Annotated in this window: 19 protein-coding genes; 7 read left to right on the forward strand and 12 right to left on the reverse strand. The window is 64.9% G+C overall.

All coding sequences use genetic code 11. The features are described 5' to 3' along the window. The first annotated feature begins 92 nt into the window (after positions 1 to 92). Positions 93 to 821: a DUF1294 domain-containing protein gene (locus EA798_RS03305; protein ID WP_122098042.1), complete on the forward strand. Its 729-nt coding sequence runs from the start codon at positions 93 to 95 to the stop codon at positions 819 to 821. A 47-nt stretch (positions 822 to 868) separates the two neighbouring features. On the opposite strand, the gene EA798_RS03310 is transcribed toward EA798_RS03305, so the two are convergent. Beyond that, positions 869 to 1,213 (reverse strand): zinc ribbon domain-containing protein YjdM, encoded by a 345-nt coding sequence (locus EA798_RS03310; protein ID WP_106157632.1) that lies wholly within the window; start codon positions 1,211 to 1,213, stop codon positions 869 to 871. A 117-nt stretch (positions 1,214 to 1,330) separates the two neighbouring features. Next, a complete protein-coding gene (locus EA798_RS03315) occupies positions 1,331 to 1,834 on the reverse strand; it encodes an acyl-CoA thioesterase (protein ID WP_042927133.1) in 504 nt (167 codons plus the stop codon). A 339-nt stretch (positions 1,835 to 2,173) separates the two neighbouring features. Between EA798_RS03315 and EA798_RS03320 the strand changes: the two genes are divergently transcribed. After that, positions 2,174 to 2,860, forward strand: coding sequence for a c-type cytochrome (locus tag EA798_RS03320; RefSeq protein WP_106157633.1), 687 nt, complete (start codon positions 2,174 to 2,176; stop codon positions 2,858 to 2,860). On the opposite strand, the gene codA is transcribed toward EA798_RS03320, so the two are convergent. Continuing rightward, entirely contained in the window at positions 2,854 to 4,089 is a 1,236-nt protein-coding gene (codA, locus tag EA798_RS03325) for a cytosine deaminase (protein ID WP_122098043.1), read from the reverse strand. The two genes, EA798_RS03320 and codA, sit on opposite strands and share 7 nt — an antisense overlap. 13 nt (positions 4,090 to 4,102) lie before the next feature. Continuing rightward, on the reverse strand, positions 4,103 to 5,380 hold the full coding sequence (codB, locus tag EA798_RS03330) for a cytosine permease (RefSeq protein ID WP_122098044.1): 1,278 nt from the start codon (positions 5,378 to 5,380) through the stop codon (positions 4,103 to 4,105). 289 nt (positions 5,381 to 5,669) lie between these two features. On the opposite strand from codB, the gene EA798_RS03335 reads away from it, so the two are divergent. Further along, positions 5,670 to 7,208 carry a catalase gene (locus EA798_RS03335; RefSeq protein ID WP_122098045.1) on the forward strand — a complete coding sequence of 513 codons (1,539 nt, stop codon included), beginning with the start codon at positions 5,670 to 5,672 and terminating at the stop codon, positions 7,206 to 7,208. Between the two features lie 111 nt (positions 7,209 to 7,319). Then, positions 7,320 to 7,877: an ankyrin repeat domain-containing protein gene (locus tag EA798_RS03340; protein WP_122098046.1), complete on the forward strand. Its 558-nt coding sequence runs from the start codon at positions 7,320 to 7,322 to the stop codon at positions 7,875 to 7,877. 4 nt (positions 7,878 to 7,881) lie between these two features. Here EA798_RS03340 and cynS read toward each other — a convergent pair whose 3' ends face one another. The 5 genes from cynS to phhA form a co-directional block, all read right to left on the reverse strand. Beyond that, positions 7,882 to 8,331 carry a cyanase gene (gene cynS, locus EA798_RS03345; RefSeq protein ID WP_003279998.1) on the reverse strand — a complete coding sequence of 150 codons (450 nt, stop codon included), beginning with the start codon at positions 8,329 to 8,331 and terminating at the stop codon, positions 7,882 to 7,884. A gap of 84 nt (positions 8,332 to 8,415) precedes the next feature. Further along, on the reverse strand, positions 8,416 to 9,177 hold the full coding sequence (locus tag EA798_RS03350; protein WP_122098047.1) for a phytanoyl-CoA dioxygenase family protein: 762 nt from the start codon (positions 9,175 to 9,177) through the stop codon (positions 8,416 to 8,418). A gap of 201 nt (positions 9,178 to 9,378) precedes the next feature. Further along, positions 9,379 to 10,575 (reverse strand): amino acid aminotransferase, encoded by a 1,197-nt coding sequence (locus tag EA798_RS03355; RefSeq protein WP_122098048.1) that lies wholly within the window; start codon positions 10,573 to 10,575, stop codon positions 9,379 to 9,381. Then, complete coding sequence (locus tag EA798_RS03360; protein WP_011914586.1) at positions 10,575 to 10,931, reverse strand: 4a-hydroxytetrahydrobiopterin dehydratase; 357 nt, start codon at positions 10,929 to 10,931, stop codon at positions 10,575 to 10,577. The genes EA798_RS03355 and EA798_RS03360 overlap by 1 nt, the downstream gene beginning before the upstream one ends. A 137-nt stretch (positions 10,932 to 11,068) precedes the next feature. Next, the gene (phhA, locus tag EA798_RS03365) at positions 11,069 to 11,854 is read right to left on the reverse strand and encodes a phenylalanine 4-monooxygenase (protein WP_122098049.1); all 786 of its coding nucleotides are present in this window, start codon (positions 11,852 to 11,854) and stop codon (positions 11,069 to 11,071) included. 250 nt (positions 11,855 to 12,104) lie between these two features. On the opposite strand from phhA, the gene EA798_RS03370 reads away from it, so the two are divergent. After that, positions 12,105 to 13,664, forward strand: a complete 1,560-nt coding sequence (locus EA798_RS03370) for a sigma-54-dependent transcriptional regulator (protein WP_122098050.1) — start codon at positions 12,105 to 12,107, stop codon at positions 13,662 to 13,664. A 195-nt stretch (positions 13,665 to 13,859) separates the two neighbouring features. Here EA798_RS03370 and EA798_RS03375 read toward each other — a convergent pair whose 3' ends face one another. Together EA798_RS03375 and EA798_RS03380 are read right to left on the reverse strand one after the other, a co-directional pair. Then, positions 13,860 to 15,236, reverse strand: coding sequence for an L-serine ammonia-lyase (locus tag EA798_RS03375; protein ID WP_122098051.1), 1,377 nt, complete (start codon positions 15,234 to 15,236; stop codon positions 13,860 to 13,862). Between the two features lie 108 nt (positions 15,237 to 15,344). Next, the gene (locus EA798_RS03380; protein ID WP_122098052.1) at positions 15,345 to 16,292 is read right to left on the reverse strand and encodes an NAD(P)/FAD-dependent oxidoreductase; all 948 of its coding nucleotides are present in this window, start codon (positions 16,290 to 16,292) and stop codon (positions 15,345 to 15,347) included. A gap of 355 nt (positions 16,293 to 16,647) precedes the next feature. Here EA798_RS03380 and EA798_RS03385 point away from each other — a divergent pair, with 355 nt between their 5' ends. Together EA798_RS03385 and EA798_RS03390 are read left to right on the forward strand one after the other, a co-directional pair. Next, positions 16,648 to 17,643, forward strand: coding sequence for a TRAP transporter substrate-binding protein (locus tag EA798_RS03385; RefSeq protein ID WP_122098176.1), 996 nt, complete (start codon positions 16,648 to 16,650; stop codon positions 17,641 to 17,643). Positions 17,644 to 18,008: 365 nt separating this feature from the next. Beyond that, positions 18,009 to 19,007 (forward strand): TRAP transporter substrate-binding protein, encoded by a 999-nt coding sequence (locus tag EA798_RS03390; protein ID WP_122098053.1) that lies wholly within the window; start codon positions 18,009 to 18,011, stop codon positions 19,005 to 19,007. Here EA798_RS03390 and EA798_RS03395 read toward each other — a convergent pair. Next, positions 18,991 to 19,410, reverse strand: a complete 420-nt coding sequence (locus EA798_RS03395) for a DUF488 domain-containing protein (RefSeq protein ID WP_122098054.1) — start codon at positions 19,408 to 19,410, stop codon at positions 18,991 to 18,993. The genes EA798_RS03390 and EA798_RS03395 overlap by 17 nt on opposite strands. Between the last annotated feature and the right edge of the window lie 159 nt (positions 19,411 to 19,569).

Below are 19,569 nucleotides of genomic sequence, written 5' to 3' on the forward strand. Positions count from 1 at the left end.
CCGTGCCCTGGCCATAGCGGCGTGCGGTCAGGGCATGCCGAACACGGCGGGCTCGGTTAGCATGCGCGCCTTTGAACGCACGGATTGAAGGCATGGAACAGCGTGGCACGCTGAAAAGCTGGAACGACCAGAAGGGCTTCGGCTTTATTCGCCCGGAGCAGGGTGGCGAGGATGTCTTCGCGCACATCTCGGCGGTGCATGGCGAGCGCCGGCCGCTGGTGGGCGATCGGGTGCTGTATGTGGCCGGGCGCGATCCACAGGGACGGCTGCGCGCCGAGCATCTGCGGCTGGACGCGCCACTGACGCTGGATCAGCCCTCGATTCGCCACCGCCCGGGCAGGGCGCGGCAGACGACCGAGCGGCAGGCCGGCCCGCGCACGTCCGGGCGAGCCGCTGGAAAACCTGCACGTCGACTGGCGGCCGGTAACATTCAGCGGCTTGCGCTCAAGCTGGTGCTGTTCGCGCTGCTGTGCCTGCTGCCGCTGGTGGGTAGCCTTTACCGTATGGGCACGGCGCTGCCGCTGGCGCTCTATGCCGTTGCCAGCCTACTGACCTTCTTTCTCTACTGGCGCGACAAGCACAGCGCGCTGAAGGATCGCTGGCGCACGCCGGAAACCACGCTGCACCTGTTCGAGCTGGCCGGCGGCTGGCCGGGCGCCCTCGTGGCGCAGCAGGTCTTTCGCCACAAGACCCGCAAGCTGAGCTATCAACTGGCGTTCTGGCTGATCGTGGTGCTGCATCAGGCGTTCTGGATCGATCTGCTGTTCATCGGCAGCGGCTTTACCCGCGAGCGCCTGGACTGGCTGCTGCGGCTGCTCTGAAACGCAAAAGCCCGGCGAATGCCGGGCTTTCGGGCGAGCATTGCGGCTCAGACCTTCTTGACGAACTCGGACTTCAGCTTCATCGCGCCGATGCCGTCGATCTTGCAATCGATGTCGTGGTCGCCATCGCACAGGCGGATGTTCTTTACCTTGGTGCCGACCTTGACCACCAGCGACGAGCCCTTGACCTTGAGGTCCTTGATCACGCTGACCGTGTCGCCGTCCTGCAGGGTGTTGCCCACGGCATCCTTGATCACCTTGTCGCTCTCACCGGCGGTCGCGGCGCTTTCGTTGGCGGACCACTCATGGGCGCACTCGGGGCAGACCAGCATCTGGCCGTCCTCGTAGGTGTATTCGGAGTTGCATTTGGGGCAGGGCGGCAAGGTGCTCACGGCAGGTCCTTCAATGGGATATTGCGGAAAGCCGTGCATTGTATAAGGTTTTGTTACAAATTTGGGGCCGCCGTGGAATCCGGGCTGCCGGATTCCACGTGGTTCACAGAGCGGCGCTTACTTCACGGCAGTGAGGCGCTCGTTGCCAGCACGTAGCTCGCTGTAGCGATGTTCCAGTTCGCGGCGGATTTCGCGGCGCTGGTAGGCCTGGGCGAAGCGACGCTGCTGTTCCGGCGTCTTCGGGTTGAGCGGCGGTACCGCTACCGGTTTGCCGTCTTCGCCGAGGGCAACCATGGTGAAGAAGCAGCTGTTGGTATGGCGCACGGTCTTCTCGCGGATGTCTTCGGTGACGACCTTGATTCCGATCTCCATCGATGTGGTGCCGGTGTAGTTGACCGAGGCGAGAAAGGTGACCAGCTCGCCGACATGCACCGGCTGACGGAACACCACCTGGTCCACCGAGAGGGTGACGACGTACTGCCCGGCGTAGCGGCTGGCGCAGGCATAGGCGACTTCGTCGAGATACTTGAGCAGCGTGCCGCCATGTACGTTGCCGGAGAAATTGGCTTTGTCCGGCGTCATCAGCACGGTCATGGTCAGCTCTGCGTGTCCATCTAGCATGGGGGTTACGGCTCCTCGGTGATCAAGGGGTGCTACTTTAGTCGAATGCCTCCCGTCTGTCTGGTCAAACCAGCAGAGCCCTTCATCAAAATTTTCTATCGTCAATGCGGCAAAGGCGCGCACTGGCGTGATTTGGCTGAATAAGCCGGTGCTAAGACGCAAATATCATCGTATCGAGAAGGCCAGTGATGGGCTTTTGTGATGTTCGTCACGGAAGTCCGGCGGTGCGCTCGTCAGGCAGCACTTTTGTTGACTTGTGCCGGGGTTCTGCACCGCCGCGCTTCCTATAGTCGGCGCCCGCAACGTTCCATTGGCCACCTCCATACACGGATGATCCTCATGCGCACGCTCGTTCTTGCTCTGCTCGCCTGCTTCGTCCCGCTTGCCCATGCCAGCGAAGAGGCGATGGAGCGATTCAACTACCTGATGGCCGATGAACAGCGCCGCGAGCAGGCCAGCCTGGCCGGTCAGGAACGCGCCGTGTTCTGCTCGTACTGCCACGGCGAAACCGGCAACAGCAAGCGCAAGCACATCCCCAACCTCGCCGGGCAGAATCCGCTGTACCTGTTCCATTCCTTCGAGAAGTTCGCCAGTGGCGAGCGCGTCGATTTCGTCATGTCCAAGCTGGCGCAGAACCTCAGCATGGAGGAACGGGTGAACATCGCGGTGTACTTCAGCCAGCAGAAGGTCAATCCGCCGGAGGGTGCACCGAACCTGGCATTGCACAAGAGCGGCGAGAAGATCTTCAAGACCACCTGTACCGGCTGCCACGGTGCCCATGCCGAAGGCATGGAAACCATGCCGCGGCTGGCCGGCCAGCCGGACGAGTACATCCGCAAGGCGCTGACGCGCTTCCGCGAGAACGACCCAAGCCGTGCCGGCTCGGTGATGATCGGCGTTGCCAGCCACCTGTCCGCCGCAGATGTCGAGGCGCTGGCGGCCTACCTGTCGCACCTCAAGCTGACCCCGGCCGAGGAGATGGCCAACATCAGCCGCCTGCGCAAGACCACCGCCGCCGCTCAGTAACGCTGGATCTGCGCCGGCGTGCGGCGCATCAGCACCTCACCGTTGCGCACCGAGAGCAGGGCATGGCCCTGGGTGCGCAGCATCTCGTAGTCGTCCGCCGCCGACAGCACCAGCAGGTTCGCCGGGCGCCCCACCTCCAGCCCGTAGCGCTCGCCCAGATTCAGCGTGCGTGCGCTGTTGTCGGTGATCAGGTCCAGGCCGCGCTGCAGGTCCTCGTAGCCGAGCATGTGGCAGATGTGCAGCCCGGCTTCGAGGATGCGCAGGATGTTGCCGTTGCCCAGCGGGTACCAGGGGTCGACGATGGAATCCTGGCCGAAGCAGACGTTCATCCCGGCGCGGTCGATCTCGGCCACGCGGGTCAGGCCGCGGCGCTTGGGGTAGGTGTCGAAGCGGCCCTGCAGGTGGATGCTCTCGGTCGGGCAGGAGACGAAGTTGATCTTCGACAGCTTGAGCAGGCGGAACAGCTTGGAGCAGTAGGCGTTGTCGTAGGAGCCCATCGCCGTGGTGTGGCTGGCGGTGACGCGCTCGCCCAACTCGCGCACCCGCGCCTCTTCGGCGAGCACTTCGAGAAAGCGCGACTGCGGGTCGTCGGTTTCGTCGCAGTGCACGTCCACCAGACAGCCCGTGCGTTCGGCCAGGTCCATGAGGAACTTGATCGAGCTGACGCCCTGGTCGCGGGTGTTCTCGAAGTGCGGAATGCCGCCGACCACATCGGCGCCCATGGTGATCGCCTCGGTCATCAGCTCGCGACCGCCCTTGAACGACTCGATGCCCTCCTGCGGAAAGGCGACGATCTGCAGGTCGATCAGGTGGCGGGTTTCCTCGCGCACCTCGATCATCGATTTCAGCGCCGACAGCGTCGGGTCGGTGACGTCGACATGGGTGCGCACATGCTGGATGCCGTGGTCGACCAGCATGTCGATGGTTTTCTTCGCCCGCGCCTTGGTGTCTTCGTGGGTCACCAGCGCCTTGCGCTCGCCCCAGCGTTCGATGCCTTCGAACAGCGTGCCGCTCATGTTCCAGGCCGGCTCGCCGGCGGTAAGGGTGGCGTCCAGGTGGATGTGCGGTTCGATGAAGGGCGGCACCACCAGGTTGCTGGCGGCGTCGATATCGCCCTCGCTGGCTTCGGCCGGCGCCTGCTGCGCGCTGATGGCGGCGATGCGCGCGCCGTCCAGTTCGATGCGGTACAGGCCGCTGCGGCCGCGCAGGCGGGCGTTGAGGATGTTCATGGTGGCTCCTTGATCAGCGGGCGTCGGTTTGCGTCAGCACCGTGCGCGACAGGGCCAGGCGCTGACCCTCGTACAGCACAATATAGGCTGCGGCGGCCACCAGTATGCCGACGATGGGCGCCACCCAGGGCGAGAAGTAGGCGCAGGCAGCGCCCAGCACATAGGCCGCCAGGCCCAGGCTGTTGTACCTGGGCAGGTGCGCTTCGGCCAGCTTCGGGTACTGTCCGCGATGGCGGTAGAAGTAGTCGGCCATGATCACGCCGCCGATGGGCGGGATGATCGAGCCGAGCAGGATCAGAAAGGGGATCAGCAACTCGTACATGCCGCCCAGCGCCAGCAGCGTGCCGACGAAGGCGCCGCCCAGGGTCACCAGGCGGCGGCGCTCGGTGCGCAGCAGGTTGCAGCCGGCCGCGGCGAAGTTGTAGATGGTGTTGTCCTGGGTGGTCCAGAGGTTGAGGAAAAGCATCACCACTGCCGCCATCGACAGGCCCTGCAGCACCAGCACTTCGACGATGTCCGGCTGCTGGTAGACGATGGCCCCGTAGGCGCCGGCGACGATCATCAGGCCGTTGCCGATGAAGAAACCGATCAGACTGGCCCATACCGCGACCTTGCTGCTACGGGCGAAGCGCGTCCAGTTGGTGGCCTGGGTCGCGCCGCTGACAAAGGTGCCGAAGATCATGGTGATGGCCATGCCGAGGGTCAGGCTGTCGCCCGGCTGCACCGCCAGCAGGCCGTCCAGCCCGCCAATGTCACGGGTTGCGGTCCACAGCGAGGCGATCAACAGGATCAGCATCGCCGGCACCGCGATGCGCGAGAGCAGGTCGAGGCCCTTGTAGCCGACGAAGGCGGTCAGGCAGAAGCCGAAGCCGAACAGCACCATCAACGGCAGCGTCCAGCTTTCCGGCAACGCCAGCAGGCGCACCAGGACGATGGCGATGGTCGCCGTGCCCCAGGCGTACCAGCCTATCTGGGTGAAGCCGAGCAGGAAGTCGGAAAGCCGGCTGCCGACCTCGCCGAAGCAGAAGCGCCCCATCAGCACCGAGTTCAGCCCGCTGCGGCAGGCGATCAGCCCGAGCACCGCGGCATAGGCGCCGAGCAGCAGATTGCCGATCACCGCGGCCCAGAGCATGGTCTTGAAGTCGAAGGCCAGGCCGATCTTGCCGCCGGCGAACATGGTGGCGGTGAAGAAGGTGAAGCCGAACAGCAGGATGGAGGTGGACCACAGCCCCTTGCGCGCGCCGGCGGGCACTTCGCTCAGGGGGTAGTCGGTGTCGACGGGCTGTTTCATGTTGGACGCTCCGCAAGGTGGATGCAGCAGAGGTGCAGATGCCATGCCATAGCTGACCGATCGGCCAGCTCGCGGTATGCGTCCGTGAGCCTGGCGCCCACGTGTTGCTTGCTGGTGCGAGGCGCAATCGAATGCACCGCGATGAAGCCCAATACTCAAAGTTCCAGCAAGCGGAGCGACTTTTTCTCTATCGGTCTGTTCGGCTTATTCAATTGGGGCATCCGTGCGCCGGCTCTTAGGCTTCTATTCCGCGTCCTGTACGCGATTAGAAATCAGAAGAGGAAGCATCATGTCCCCGAATCAATTGCGCTCCGCGCCCGCGCGTTTTGCGCTCGGCGTTCTTTCCGCGAGCCTGTTTGCCTTGTCCGCCAATGCTGCCCCGTTGACCCGCGACAATGGCGCGCCGGTCGGCAACAACCAGAATTCCCAGACCGCCGGCCCCAACGGCCCGACCCTGCTGCAGGACGTGCAGCTGCTGCAGAAGCTGCAGCGTTTCGGTCGCGAGCGCGTCCCCGAGCGCGTCGTGCACGCCCGTGGCACCGGAGCCCATGGCAAGTTCACCGCCACCGAAGACATCTCCGACCTGACCCTGGCCAAGGTCTTCGAGAAGGGCAGCACCACGCCGGTGTTCGTGCGCTTCTCCACCGTGGTGCACGGCCTGCACTCGCCGGAAACCCTGCGCGACCCGCGCGGCTTCGCCACCAAGTTCTACACCGCCGATGGCAACTGGGACCTGGTCGGCAACAACTTCCCGACCTTCTTCATCCGCGACGCGGTCAAGTTCCCGGACATGGTCCACTCCTTCAAGCCGGACCCGCGCACCAACCTGGATGACGACAGCCGCCGCTTCGACTTCCTCTCGCACCATCCCGAATCGACCCGCACCCTGACCCTGCTGTACTCCAACCAGGGCACCCCGGCCAGCTACCGGATGATGGATGGCAATGGTGTGCACGCCTATAAGTTCGTCAACGACGAAGGCGAAACGCACTACGTGAAGTTCCGCTGGAAGAGCCTGCAGGGCCTGAAGAACCTCGACCCGAAAGCGAACGAGACGATGCAGGGCAAGGACTACAGCCACCTGTCCCGTGACCTGATCACCGCCATCGACAACGGCGACTATCCCAAGTGGGACCTGATGATCCAGGTGCTCAAGCCGGAGGACCTGGCCAGGTTCGACTTCGATCCACTGGACGCCACCAAGATCTGGCCTGACGTGCCCGAGCGCAAGATCGGCCAGATGGTGCTGAACAAGAACCCGGACAACATCTTCCAGGAAACCGAGCAGGTCGCCATGGCGCCGGCCAACCTGGTGCCGGGCATCGAGCCGTCCGAGGACCGCCTGCTGCAGGGCCGTCTGTTCTCCTACGCCGATACCCAGATGTACCGCGTCGGTGCCAATGGCATGAGCCTGCCGATCAACCGCCCGAAGGTGCCGGTCAACAACGGCAACCAGGACGGCCAGCTGAACGCCGGCCACACCACCAGCAGCGTCAACTACCAGCCGAGCCGCCGCGAGAACCGCGAGGAAACGCCACGCGCCGTCTACTCCAAGCTGCCGCTGAGCGGGACCACCCAGCAGGCGCCGATCCAGCGTCAGCAGAACTTCAAGCAGGCCGGCGATCTGTATCGCTCGTTCAGCAAGAAGGAGCAGACCGACCTGATCAACACCCTGGGCGGCGAGCTGGCCAAGGCGGACGACGAGGCCAGGCACATCCTGCTGTCGTTCTTCTACAAGGCCGATGCCAACTACGGCGAGGGCCTGACCAAGGTCGCCAAGGCCGACCTCAAGCGGGTCAAGGCGCTGGCCGCCGAGCTCAAGGACTAAGGTCCCCGGACCGGCGCCCGGCATGCAGTGGAGGCTCCTTTGCGCTGCATGGGCGTCGGTTGTTTCGACCCGGGTCGGGCGATGGCCCGGGTCTTTTTTTGTGGAGGCAGTATGCAAGGTCTTTTTTTGCTGATGGCAGCGCTGCTGTTGGGCAGCGGGGCTGCATTGGCCGCCGATGGCCCGCTGGCGAATGCCGCGGACACGCCCGAGGCGGTCCGGCAGCAGTTGCGCGACTACTTCTTCAATGCCGCGCGCTTCGGCGATAACGAGGTTCTCGACGAATTCATCCAGGCCGGTTACGACCTGAACAGCGCCGACGACAAGGGCTATACAGCCCTGATCCTGGCGGCCTACAACGGCCATGGTGAGACGGTGGAGCGCCTGCTCGCCGCCGGGGCCGATGCCTGCGCCGAAGACAAGCGCGGCAATACGGCGCTGCTCGGGGCGATCTTCAAAGGCGAGCTGCGTATCGCCAAGCGCCTGCTGGCCACCGAGTGCGATCCCAACCAGCGCAACAACGCCGGTCAGACGCCGGCAATGTACGCCGCGCTGTTCCAGCGCGAGGCATTGCTAGATGCGCTGCGCGAACGTGGTGCGGACCTGAACGCGGCGGACCCACTGGGCAACAGCGTGGAAAGCCTGGCGCGCGGGGAGATCCGCACCCGCTGATTTCTCAGTAGCTCTTGTAGGGCAGGAACTTGCCGGACAGCACCACATTGACGCGATCGCCCTTGGGGTCGCTCTGGCGCTGGATATCCATGGAGAAGTCGATGGCGCTCATGATGCCGTCACCGAACTCCTCGTGGATCAGTTCCTTGATGGTGGTGCCGTAGACGTTGACCAGCTCGTACCAGCGGTAGATCAGCGGATCTGTCGGCACCGCAGTGGGCAGCGAGCCCTTGTAGGGGGCGATCTGCAGCCAGGCGACGGCCTCGTCGGAGAGCTCGAAGAGCTGCCCCAGGGTCTCGGCCTGGGCCTTGTCGAAGGCCATCTGACCGAGGCAACCGGCGGTGGTCCATTCCTTGGACATGCCGATGCTTTCGGCGACATGTGCCCACTTCAGGCCCTTGCGCACCTTGGCGGCGACGATCATCTGGGTGACCTGTTCACGACTGCTGATCATGGCGAATCCTCATCTGGGGAATACGAGTCAATGGCCGCGCGGGCGCGGCGGGCTTCGGTCGATGCAGGTTCGGTGCCAGGGGATTCAGTCGTATTCGGCTGCTTCGTGCTCGCCGAGCAGGCGGCGCTGGCGCGGCGTGGCGGCAGTCAGCACCTCGGGATTGAAACTGAAGTGCAGGTAGGGCGAGAACTTCTGCGCCACCATGCGTCGGCCGTAGTGGATCTGCAGCAGGTAGCGGCTGCGCTCGGCGCTGCGGTTGCGGCTGCCCGCGTGCCAGAGGTCGCTGCGAAACAGCAGCACGTCGCCGGCCTTGCACAGCACCGGCACGGCCGCGCGGCCGTGCCACTGGGTTTCGCCCGGCTGCGGTTTGCGCCCGGCGCGGTGGCTGCCGGGAATCACCAGCGTCGGGCAGAGGTCGGCATTGATGTCGTCCAGATACAGGTGCGCGGTGCAGATCTGCATCGGCAGTTCGAAGGAGGGATCGGCCAGCAGGCTTTCCGGCAGCTCCATGGCCAGGTAGTCGGCATGCAGCTCGCCGCCGATAAAGCCCGGGCGGCTGCGCCAGGCGGTCTGGCCGATGATATGGCAGTCCGTCCCGAGTGCCGCCTCGGCCAGTTCGATCACCCCGGGCAGATCGAGAAAGCGCAGCCAGAACGGCGAGCGATTGAAGACGCACGTGTAGTGGTCGTCGACCAGGCCCTGGTAATCCCAGTGGATGGGTTCGAGGCCATCGATGGCTTCGCGCGGCGCCGCGATGCCCGCGGGATCGAGTACGGCAGGCAGCAGCACGAAGCCCTGCTGGTGCAGGGCGGCGAGCTGTTGCTGGAGGTCGCTGGATTCAGGCATGGCGGTGCTGGCGGATGACTTTCGCTCAGCATAGGCAGGGTGGGCGCGCGTTGAAAGCCGGCTGAAAGCTTGCCGCGCTACTGTGCCGGCGCTGCTTCGGCAGCCAGCTGCGTGGTCACGAGCCGCGCGACTGTCTCCTCGCTCCGGCGTACCCGGCGGCGTCGCCAGAAGCGGCGTCACCGGCGCGCACCTTCACGTCGTTCAGTCCTGCACCACGCGTGCGATGGCCCTGGCCAGATCGTCCAGGCGTTCGGCATCCAGCCCGGCGACGTTGGCGCGGCCGCTTTCCACCAGATACACCGAATCTTCGGCGCGCAGCCGGCGTACCTGCTCGGCGGTCAGGCCGGTATAGGAGAACATCCCGCGCTGCTGGGCGATGTGCGCGAAGCGCTCGGCCAGCCCATAGGGCGTCAGCGCTTCGACCAGCCCCTGACGCAGGCTGGCGATGCGCCGGCGCATGCGTTCCACCTCGTCCTGCCAGATCTGCCGCAGGGGCTCATCGGCCAGGATCGTCGCCACTACCGAGGCGCCGTGAGCCGGTGGCGTCGACCAGAGGTTGCGGGCCAGCGACGCGAGTTGGCTGCGCACGTCGAGCAGACGCTCGGCATCGCTGGTGACGGCGATCAGCGCGCCGGTACGTTCGCGGTAGAGGCCGAAGTTCTTCGAGCAGGAGCTGGTGATGAGCATCTCCGGCAGCGTTTCGGCGAACAGTCGAACTGCCCAGGCGTCCTCTTCGAGTCCGTCGCCGAAGCCTTGGTAGGCGAAGTCGAACAGTGGCAGCAGCTCGCGCGCACGCACCACGTCCAGCACCCGCAGCCAGTCGTCGTGACTCAGGTCGAAGCCGGTGGGGTTGTGGCAGCAGGCGTGCAGCAGCACCACGTCGCCGGTCGGCACCTGCTGCAGCGCGGCGAGCATGCCGTCGACATCGAGGCGGTTGTCGGCACCGACGTAGGGATAGTGCTGCACGCGCAGGCCGGCGGCGGCGAACAGGGTTTCGTGGATCGGCCAGGTCGGATCGCTCAGCCAGATGCTGCGCCCGGGCAGGCATTTGGCGATGAACTCGCCGGCCAGGCGCAGCGCACCGGTGCCGCCCGGCGCCTGGGTACAGCCGGCGCGCTGCTCGCCGAGGGCAATGGCGCGGCTGCCGAGCACCTGACGCAGCAAGAGAGCGCCGAACTGGGCGTCGCCATGGCCGCCGATGTAGCTCTTGGTCTGCTCACTGTCCACCAGGCGCTGCTCGGCCAGCTTCACCGCGCGCGGGATCGGCGTCAGGCCCTGGGCGTCCTTGTAGACGCCGACGCCCAGGTCGAGCTTGGCCGGGTTGGTGTCGGCGCGATACAGGTCCATCAGACCGAGGATCGGGTCGCCGGGCACGCGGGGAATCTGGCCGAAGTGCATTACTTGCGGCCCTCCGCGCTGGCGGCGAGCTGGTCGGTGCGGGCGGCCATGATGAAGTCGTTGCGGTGCAGGCCGCGCATCTCGTGGCTCCACCAGGTGACGGTGACCTTGCCCCACTCGGTGAGCAGGGCGGGATGGTGGCCGACTTCCTCGGCGATGGCGCCGACTGCGTTGGTAAAGGCCAGGGCGTGGCGGAAGTTGCGGAACAGGAAGACACGCTCCAGCTCCATGTGGTCGCCGCGCACTTCGATGTTCCAGTCGGGGATTTCGCGGATCAGCTCGGCCAGTTCTTCATCGGACACCTTGGGTGCATCGGCGCGGCAGGCTTCGCATTGGGCTTGGGCGAGGGCGGTCATGGTGTAGGTCCCTTTCTTGATGATCGAAGTCGTTTTTGAAGGTTGAAGCTTAGGCAAGATGGCGGGCTGACGCTCACCCTACCCGAATAGGTGGAGGGCGTACGGGGCCTCAGCCCACCAGCACCGCACAGGCCGAATCACGCCGCCTTCGGCGGAAACTTCGGCTGGTGCAGGCCCAGGCGCATGGCCTCGCGGACCATGGCCATGATGTCCTGCTGGGCGAGGTCGAACAGCTGCTTGAGGTCCGGCAGGACGAAGTACAGCGGCTGCAGGATGTCGATGCGATAGGGCGTACGCATGGCTTCCATGGCATCGAACGGCTGCCGCTCCGGCTCGGCGGACAGGCTGTAGAGCGTCTCCTTCGGCGAGGAGAGGATGCCGCCGCCATAGATGCGCAGCCCGGCCTGGGTTTCCACCAGGCCGAACTCCACGGTCATCCAGTACAGCCGGGCGAGAAAGACCCGTTCCTCCTTGCTGGCTTTCAATCCGAGCTGGCCGTAGGTGTGGGTGAATTCGGCGAACCACGGATTGGTCAGCAGCGGGCAGTGACCGAAGATCTCGTGGAAGATGTCGGGCTCCTGCAGGTAGTCCAGCTCTTGCGGGGTGCGGATAAAGGTGGCGACGGGAAAGCGCTTGCTCGCCAGCAGTTCGAAAAAGCGTTGGAAGGGGATCAGCGCCGGTACGCGCTCCACCTGCCAGCCGGTGGTTGCCTCGAGCACGCGATTGATCTCGCCCAGCTGCGGGATGCGCTCGTGAGGCAGGGCGAGCTGGTCGAGGCCGTCGAGGTATTCCTGGCAGGCGCGCCCTTCGAGCAGCTTCAGTTGCCGCTCGACCAGCGTCTGCCACACCGCGTGCTCGGCGTCGGGGTAATGAATATGCCCCTGCGCGTCCGGTTCGCGGGCTACGTAGTGGGTCGTCTTCATCGGTACTCCTGGCCGCTTGGGCATCTTGTTGTTGCCCTCATTCGAACGCGAACACGCACCCTCGACGAGTCCCGCTGTGGCGCGATGTCGCACCTTGCCGGATGCTGCCTGTAAGGAAAGCCTGACGTTTGCGTCAATGTCTGGATCGGCGGCATTGCCAAGCGGCTTATCTGGCAAATAATCTTGACGGAATTTTGCGGCGCTCGAACGAAGCGTCGTCAGCCCCACAACAAAACAACAGGGCTTCGCCATGCGTATCAAGATTCTCTGCCAGAACCGCGTCGGCATCCTGCGCGACATGCTCAACCTGCTGGTCGACTACGGCATCAATGTCGCCCGCGGCGAGGTCGGCGGCGAGCAGGGCAACGCCATCTATTTGCACTGCCCCAACCTGATGAACCTGCAGCTGCAGGCCCTGCGGCCGAAGATCGAGGCGCTGCCTGGCGTGTTCGAGCTGCGCAAGGTCAGCCTGATGCCCAGCGAGCGGCATTCGCTGGAACTCAATGCACTGCTCGGCGCGCTGGAGTTTCCCGTGCTGTCCATCGACATGAGCGGTGCCATCGTTGCCGCCAACCGCGCCGCTGCGCAGCTGCTCGGCGTGCGCGTCGACGAGGTGCCGGGCATGAGCCTGTCGCGCTACGCCGAGGACTTCGACCTGCCCGAACTGGTGCGGGCCAACAAGGCGCGGATCAACGGCCTGCGGGTGAAGATCAAGGGCGACGTGTTCCTCGCCGACATCGCGCCGCTGCAGTCCGAACACGATGACAGCGAGGCGCTGGCCGGCGCGGTGCTGACCCTGCATCGCGCCGACCGGGTGGGCGAGCGGATCTACCAGGTACGCAAGCAGGAGCTGCGCGGCTTCGACAGCATCTTCCAGAGCTCGAAAGTGATGGCCGCGGTGGTGCGCGAGGCGCGGCGCATGGCGCCGCTGGATGCACCGCTGCTGATCGAGGGCGAGACCGGCACCGGCAAGGAACTCTTGGCGCGCGCCTGTCACCTGTCGAGCCCGCGCGGGCAATCGCCGTTCATGGCGCTCAACTGCGCCGGCCTGCCCGAGTCGATGGCCGAGACCGAGCTGTTCGGCTACGGCCCCGGCGCCTTCGAAGGCGCGCGTCCGGAAGGCAAACTCGGCCTGCTGGAGCTGACCGCAGGCGGCACGCTGTTTCTCGATGGTGTCGGCGAGATGAGCCCACGGCTGCAGGCCAAGCTGCTGCGCTTCCTGCAGGACGGAGGCTTCCGTCGGGTCGGCAGCGATGAGGAGGTCTATCTGGATGTGCGGGTGATCTGCGCGACGCAGCTCGATCTGTCCGAACTCTGCGCCAGCGGGCAGTTTCGCCAGGACCTGTACCACCGGCTCAACGTGCTGTCGCTGCACATCCCGCCGCTGCGCGATTGCCTGGACGGCCTGCAGCCGCTGGCGCTGCACTTCATCGACCAGGCCAGCCGGCAGATTGGCTGCGCGCTGCCGGCGCTCTCGCCGCAGGCGCTGGAGCGACTGGCCGGCTACCACTGGCCGGGCAATGTGCGGCAGCTGGAGAACACCCTGTTCCAGGCGGTTTCGCTGTGCGAGGGCGGCATCATCAAGCCCGAGCACATCCGTCTGCCGGGCTACGGCGCGGCGCAGCCATTGGGCGATTTCTCGCTGGAGGGCGACTTGGCCAGCATCGTCGGGCGCTTCGAGAAGGCCGTGCTCGAAGGGCTGTACAAGCAGTTCCCGAGCAGCCGCCAGCTGGGCAAGCGGCTCGGTGTATCGCACACCACCATCGCCAACAAGCTGCGCGAGCATGGGGTGGGCAAGGCGGAGGCGTGATCGGTGCGGGCGTTCCGCGCGCGCCTAGGACGGTTGCGGTCAATGAGCATGCCGTTCGCTAACAGGCGTTTGTTGCTTCCTTAAAAGCTTCGCGCCGAGGTCGGCCGTTCCGCGAGCATCCCCTCTGCACTGCGATGCATAGCGAGTGGGAGGCGCGCTCTCGCGGCGAATGCAAGCCACAGGCCTGCCCGTGGCTCAACACTCGACGATATTGACCGCCAGCCCGCCACGGGCGGTTTCCTTGTACTTGCTCTTCATGTCGGCGCCGGTCTGGCGCATGGTGCGGATCACCTTGTCCAGCGAGATGAAGTGCTTGCCATCACCGCGTAGTGCCATGCGCGCGGCGTTGATCGCCTTCACCGCGCCCATGGCATTGCGTTCGATGCAGGGCACCTGGACCAGCCCGCCAACCGGGTCGCAGGTCAGCCCGAGGTTGTGCTCCATGCCGATCTCGGCGGCATTCTCCACCTGTTGCGGCGTGCCGCCGAGCACCTCGCACAGCGCGCCAGCACCCATCGAACAAGCCACGCCCACCTCGCCCTGGCAGCCCACCTCGGCGCCGGAAATCGAGGCGTTCTCCTTGTAGAGGATGCCGATGGCGGCGGCGGTGAGCAGGAAGCGCACCACGCCATCCTCGTCTGCGCCCGGGACGAAACGCATGTAGTAATGCAGCAGCGCCGGAATGATGCCGGCCGCGCCATTGGTGGGCGCCGTGACCACGCGGCCGCCGCTGGCGTTCTCCTCGTTGACCGCCAGCGCGTAGAGGTCGACCCAGTCGAGCACGTTGAGCGCATCGCGCAGGTTGGCCTCCGGGTGCTCGCTGAGCTGGCGATACAGGTCCGCCGCGCGGCGGCGCACCTTGAGCCCGCCGGGCATCACGCCTTCGGTACGGCAGCCGGCATCGACGCAGTCCTGCATCACCTGCCAGATGCGCAGCAGCCCTGCACGGGTTTCGCCTTGCGGACGCCAGACCGTTTCGTTGGCCAGCATCAGTTCGCTGATGGTGAGGCTGTGCGCCGTGCAGTGGGCAAGCAGCTGCGCAGCACTATGAAAGGGATAGGGCAGCGGCGTCGCGTCCTCGACGATGCGGTCGCCGCCGGTGGCGTTTTCATCGATGACGAAACCGCCACCTACCGAGTAGTAGTCGCGGCTGCGCACTTGCAGCCCGGCCGCATCGAACGCGCGGAAAACCATACCGTTGGGGTGGAACGCCAGCGGCTTGCGGATGAACTGCAGATCATGACCGACATCGAAGCGAATGGTCTTTTCGCCCAGCAGGCGCAGCTCGCAGGTCTCGCGTATCGCCGCCACGCGCGGAGGAATGTTCGTCGTATCCACGCTTTCCGGGCGCTCGCCTTCAAGGCCGAGCAGCACCGCCTTGTCACTGCCGTGGCCTTTGCCGGTAGCGCCGAGCGAGCCGTATAGCTCGACCCTCAGATGATCTGTGGTCGCCAGCAGTTCGTCCTGCCGCAGCCCCTCGGCAAACAGCAGGGCTGCCCGCATCGGCCCCACGGTGTGTGAACTGGACGGGCCGATACCGATCTTGAACAGGTCGAAGACGCTGAGTGACATGAGGTGCTCCGGAGACAAGGGCTCGTATAAGCCTAGACCTTCCGCCGCACGCGAATGTTGATCGCGCGGCGCAGACGGTGACGATCGACCGTTGTCTTTGCGCCAGGTCTATCTCGCGGCCACTGTCGATCCACCCCAGGGGTTGGCCTCCAGGCTGTTGTGCACGGCGGTCGCCGCCTGGGCAGCCTGGCCGATGGCGACACTGATCTGCTTCAGGCCCATGGTCACATCACCGATGGCATAGAGGCCGCGCAGCGACGTCTGCCGATGCTCGTCCACGTTCACCCCGCCGCACTCGTCGCAGTCCAGGCCAAGCTGCACGGCAAGTTCGGAGCGAAAGTGCGCGCCCAGGGCCGGATAGATGATGTCGAAGCTGTGTCGGTCGCCGCGGCAGGTCAGCAGGTCGATGCCGGTCTCGCAGGGGTGCAGGGACTCGACGCGGTCGCTGATCACGCGGATGGCGTAATGCTCGGCCAGGGCGATGGCCTGATCGCAGGCGTCCTGCTCGCCGTGCACCACCACGGTGACCCGGTCGGTGAAGGTGCGCAGGAACACCGCGTGGGTGATGGCGCTTTCCGCTTCGCCATACACGGCGACGTTGTCGCCGTCGACCTCATAACCATCGCAGATCGCGCACAGCCGCACCTTGCCCTCGGCGATCGCCGTCTCGACGTCTGGCATGTCCGGCAGGCTGTCCTCGATGCCGGTAGCCAGAATGATCCGCCGCGTGAGGCAGGTGCGTTCGCCATAGCGCACGCTGAAGCCCTCGGCATGGGGCTCGATATGCTCCACGCGGCCGTGTTCGAGGCGCGCGCCGTAGCCGCTGGCCTGTTCGCGCAGCCTCGTCAGCAGGTCGTTGCCGTTGATGCCCGGCGGAAAGCCCGGGTAGTTGCGTGAGCGCGGTATCCATGACGCGCGGCTCGAGCCGGCGTCTACCACCAGGCAACTGCGCCGGAAGCGCGCCAGATACAGCGCGGCGGTGAGGCCGGCGGGCCCGCCGCCGACAATCAGGCAGTCGGTCACCGTTGAGGAGGGGTTCGCTTGGTCGGTAGTCATTACATTGCCCGGGGCGGTGGTAGCCAGTAGAAGGCAGTGCCGGCGGGAAAGTTCGGTCCAGCCGATGGATGCAATGTTCCGTTTTGCGAGCTGGTCGGACCTTCCGCCCTTGTGCCAGAGCCGTTGATAGCCAACACTGCGCGGCTCGGTGACCAAGCGGGTCCAGTCCGTACTGATCGGTCACCGCCATTCCAATAAAGGCCAGCCTGCGGCTTCGCTCGCGGTGCACTGGTCGCCTCGCTACAAACGTCGGCCACGCCTCACCAGGTGACGGCCGAACCACATCGAATCGCAAACACCACTCGAACGGAGCTCACGAGGCGCCGTGCCGAGCTTATTTCCCGTGGGGGTAAACGTGTTCAAGTCTCTGGTTGTTGCGCCTTTCGCGGCGCTGGTTCTCACTCTTTCTCCGCTGGTTGCGCAGGCCGCGGAACCCATCGTCATCAAGTTCGCCCACGTGGTGGGGGACGACACGCCCAAGGGCAAGGGCGCACTGCTTTTCCAGACGCTGGTGCGCCAGCGTCTGGCTGGCAAGGTGGATGTCGAGGTGTATCCGAACTCGACGCTGGTAGGCGACGCTGACGAGATGCAGGCCTTGCTGGACAACAAGGTGCAGATGCTGGCGCCGTCGCTGTCCAAGTTCATCGAATACTCGCCGAAGCTGGAAGTGTTCGACCTGCCGTTCCTGTTCGATGACGATGCAGCGGTCGCACGCTTCCAGAAGCGCGAAGCAAGCCGGGACCTGCTGCGCTCGATGGCTGGGCGCGGCATCTACGGGCTGGCCTACTGGAATAACGGTCTCAAGCAGTTGTCGGCCAACCAGCCGCTGCGCAGTCCGGCCGATGCGGTGGGGCTTGCGTTCCGCATCCAGCCATCACCGGTGCTCGAGGCGCAGTTCGCCGCGGTCGATGCCAAGGCTGTGCGACTGCCGTTTTCCGAGGTGTCCAAGGCGATGCAGAGCGGTACGGTGCAGGGCACCGAGGGGCCGTGGTCGAATATCCGCGGGCAGAACGCCGGGCTCAAGCAGAGCTATGTCACCGAGACCAATCATGGCGTGCTCAACTACATGCTGGTGACCAACTCCGAGTTCTGGACCAGCATCCCCTTCGCCGTACGGTCGGAGCTGGAAAACATCGTGCTTGAAGTGACCCAGACGGTGAATGCCGAGGCTGCGGCCATCAACCAGCATGAGCGTGAGCAGATTCTCGCCAGCGGCAATACCACACTGGTCACCCTGACCCCGGAGCAGCGCCAGGCCTGGCGCGCGAAGATGCAGCCGGTGTGGAAGTCGTTTGAAGCGCATATCGGCGCAGACATCATGCGCGCCGCGCTGGCCGTCAACCGTCGTTGAGGCTGTCAGCTCCGGCCCTGCCTCCGGAGCTGTCATCGGAGCGCTCTGCGACGGGCCTTGCCACACTCGTCGCAGGGTTTTCCCGCGCGGGCAAAACGCTGTTTTGAGAGCTGGTCGCACTTTCTGGCCTTGTGCCATCGGCGGCGTTCACTAAGACTTTCGTATAGCTGCGGATGGCCCTCGCGCCTTCCTGTTGCCGCAGCCGCATTCCAATAAAGGCCAGTGGCGACTGCTGCAAACGCGTCGATCGGGCCACCTCAGAAAAGACCGGCTGCGCGATGTGTGAGCCGGACCTTTATCCATTTCGACTAACCACTCGAACGGTGCTCACGAGGCGCCTTCGGGCATTTCCCATTGGGGGTCAGATGTACAAGTCTTGTGTCGCTGCGCTGGTTGCAGCCCTGTATTGGTTGAGTGCTCCGGCCATCGCCGCCGAGGCCGCGCCGATCGTCATCAAGTTCGCCCACGTGGTGGCGGACGACACGCCCAAGGGCAAGGGCGCGCTGCTGCTCAAGCAGCTGGTCGAAGAGCGCATGGCCGGCAAGGTGAAGGTCGAGGTGTATCCGAATTCGACGCTGGTCGGCGATGCCGAGGAGATGCAGGCGCTGTTCGACAACAAGGTCCAGTTGCTGGCGCCCTCGATGTCGAAGTTCGCGCCTTACACCAAGAAGCTGCAGGTCTTCGACCTGCCATTCCTGTTTGACGATGCCGAGGCATTGCAACGCTTTCAGAAGCGCGAAGCGGCGCGTCAGCTGCTGCGCTCGATGGCCGATCACGGCGTCTACGGACTTGCCTACTGGAACAACGGTCTGAAGCAGCTTTCCGCTACGACACCGCTGCGCAAGCCGAGCGATGCCAATGGCCTGGCGTTCCGCATCCAGCCCTCGCCCGTGCTCGAGGCGCAGTTCGCGGCGGTCGGCGCCAAGTCCGTCGTACTGCCATTCGCCAAGGTCTACGAGTCGCTCAAGGGTGGTGTGGTGCAGGGCGCGGAAAATCCCTGGTCGAACATCCTCAGCCAGAACATGCACAGCGTTCAGCCGTACATCACCGAGAGCAACCACGGTGTGCTCGACTACATGCTGATCACCAACAACGATTTCTGGCTGAGCATGCCCTTCGCCGTGCGCTCCGAGCTGGAAGGCATCATCCTTGAAGTGACCCAGGCGGTGAACCGCGAAGCCGCAGCGGTGAACCGGCGCGATCGCGAGCGCATTCTTGCCAGCGGCAGCAGCCAGCTGATCACCCTTACACCGGAGGAGCGTCAGGCGTGGCGCGAGCAGATGCTGCCGGTCTGGAAAACCTACGAAGCGGACATCGGCGCCGATCTGATCCGCGCTGCGATGACGGTCAATCGTCGTCGCTGAGACAAATTCCCAGCTCGCCGCCCATGCAGGCCGGCGAGTTGGGGCGTTCAAGCCGCTCTCCCTCCTGTTCCAGCCATTCGGCCAGCACGCGCGCATTGTTCTGCTGCTCGTCGCGCGCGGCATATACCAGTGTCAGGGTGCCCCTTTCGGCGATCTCCAGCAGCGGCCACCAATGCTCGGGATGTGCCGCCAGCTCTCCGCGGTAACGCTGCCTGAACTCGTCGAACTGCATCGCTCCGCCCTTGAATGCCTTGCGCAGCTCGGCCGAGGGCGCGAGGTCCGCTAGCCATGCGTGCAGCGCCAGGCTGTCCTTGCGGCAGCCGCGTGGCCATAGCCGATCGACCAGTACACGTTGCCCGTCTTCCTGCGCGGTTGGCTGGTATGCGCGTTTACAGCGGATCATCGTGTTGCACCTCTTCTTTCTTGCGAAAAGCTTAGGTGAATATGCCGCACTGATTAGGGTGTATATCACTTTGTAGGGTGTATAAAGCACCATTCTTCGTAGGGTTCTATTCACCCTTGTGTTTGATATCACCTTGATTTCATTGGTCTATCCGAACGG

This window comes from Pseudomonas songnenensis (assembly GCF_003696315.1).
Classification (GTDB): domain Bacteria; phylum Pseudomonadota; class Gammaproteobacteria; order Pseudomonadales; family Pseudomonadaceae; genus Stutzerimonas; species Stutzerimonas songnenensis.

What these genes read in the sequence shown, in the direction of transcription:
- EA798_RS03395 (WP_122098054.1), bottom strand. Translation starts at nt 19,410, where the DNA reads ATGATCCGCTGTAAACGCGCATACCAGCCAACCGCGCAGGAAGACGGG.
- EA798_RS03305 (WP_122098042.1), top strand. Translation starts at nt 93, where the DNA reads ATGGAACAGCGTGGCACGCTGAAAAGCTGGAACGACCAGAAGGGCTTC.
- EA798_RS03350 (WP_122098047.1), bottom strand. Translation starts at nt 9,177, where the DNA reads ATGCCTGAATCCAGCGACCTCCAGCAACAGCTCGCCGCCCTGCACCAG.
- EA798_RS03340 (WP_122098046.1), top strand. Translation starts at nt 7,320, where the DNA reads ATGCAAGGTCTTTTTTTGCTGATGGCAGCGCTGCTGTTGGGCAGCGGG.
- cynS (WP_003279998.1), bottom strand. Translation starts at nt 8,331, where the DNA reads ATGATCAGCAGTCGTGAACAGGTCACCCAGATGATCGTCGCCGCCAAG.
- codB (WP_122098044.1), bottom strand. Translation starts at nt 5,380, where the DNA reads ATGAAACAGCCCGTCGACACCGACTACCCCCTGAGCGAAGTGCCCGCC.
- EA798_RS03380 (WP_122098052.1), bottom strand. Translation starts at nt 16,292, where the DNA reads ATGACTACCGACCAAGCGAACCCCTCCTCAACGGTGACCGACTGCCTG.
- EA798_RS03335 (WP_122098045.1), top strand. Translation starts at nt 5,670, where the DNA reads ATGTCCCCGAATCAATTGCGCTCCGCGCCCGCGCGTTTTGCGCTCGGC.
- codA (WP_122098043.1), bottom strand. Translation starts at nt 4,089, where the DNA reads ATGAACATCCTCAACGCCCGCCTGCGCGGCCGCAGCGGCCTGTACCGC.
- phhA (WP_122098049.1), bottom strand. Translation starts at nt 11,854, where the DNA reads ATGAAGACGACCCACTACGTAGCCCGCGAACCGGACGCGCAGGGGCAT.
- EA798_RS03315 (WP_042927133.1), bottom strand. Translation starts at nt 1,834, where the DNA reads ATGCTAGATGGACACGCAGAGCTGACCATGACCGTGCTGATGACGCCG.
- EA798_RS03360 (WP_011914586.1), bottom strand. Translation starts at nt 10,931, where the DNA reads ATGACCGCCCTCGCCCAAGCCCAATGCGAAGCCTGCCGCGCCGATGCA.
- EA798_RS03320 (WP_106157633.1), top strand. Translation starts at nt 2,174, where the DNA reads ATGCGCACGCTCGTTCTTGCTCTGCTCGCCTGCTTCGTCCCGCTTGCC.
- EA798_RS03390 (WP_122098053.1), top strand. Translation starts at nt 18,009, where the DNA reads ATGTACAAGTCTTGTGTCGCTGCGCTGGTTGCAGCCCTGTATTGGTTG.
- EA798_RS03375 (WP_122098051.1), bottom strand. Translation starts at nt 15,236, where the DNA reads ATGTCACTCAGCGTCTTCGACCTGTTCAAGATCGGTATCGGCCCGTCC.
- EA798_RS03370 (WP_122098050.1), top strand. Translation starts at nt 12,105, where the DNA reads ATGCGTATCAAGATTCTCTGCCAGAACCGCGTCGGCATCCTGCGCGAC.
- EA798_RS03355 (WP_122098048.1), bottom strand. Translation starts at nt 10,575, where the DNA reads ATGCACTTCGGCCAGATTCCCCGCGTGCCCGGCGACCCGATCCTCGGT.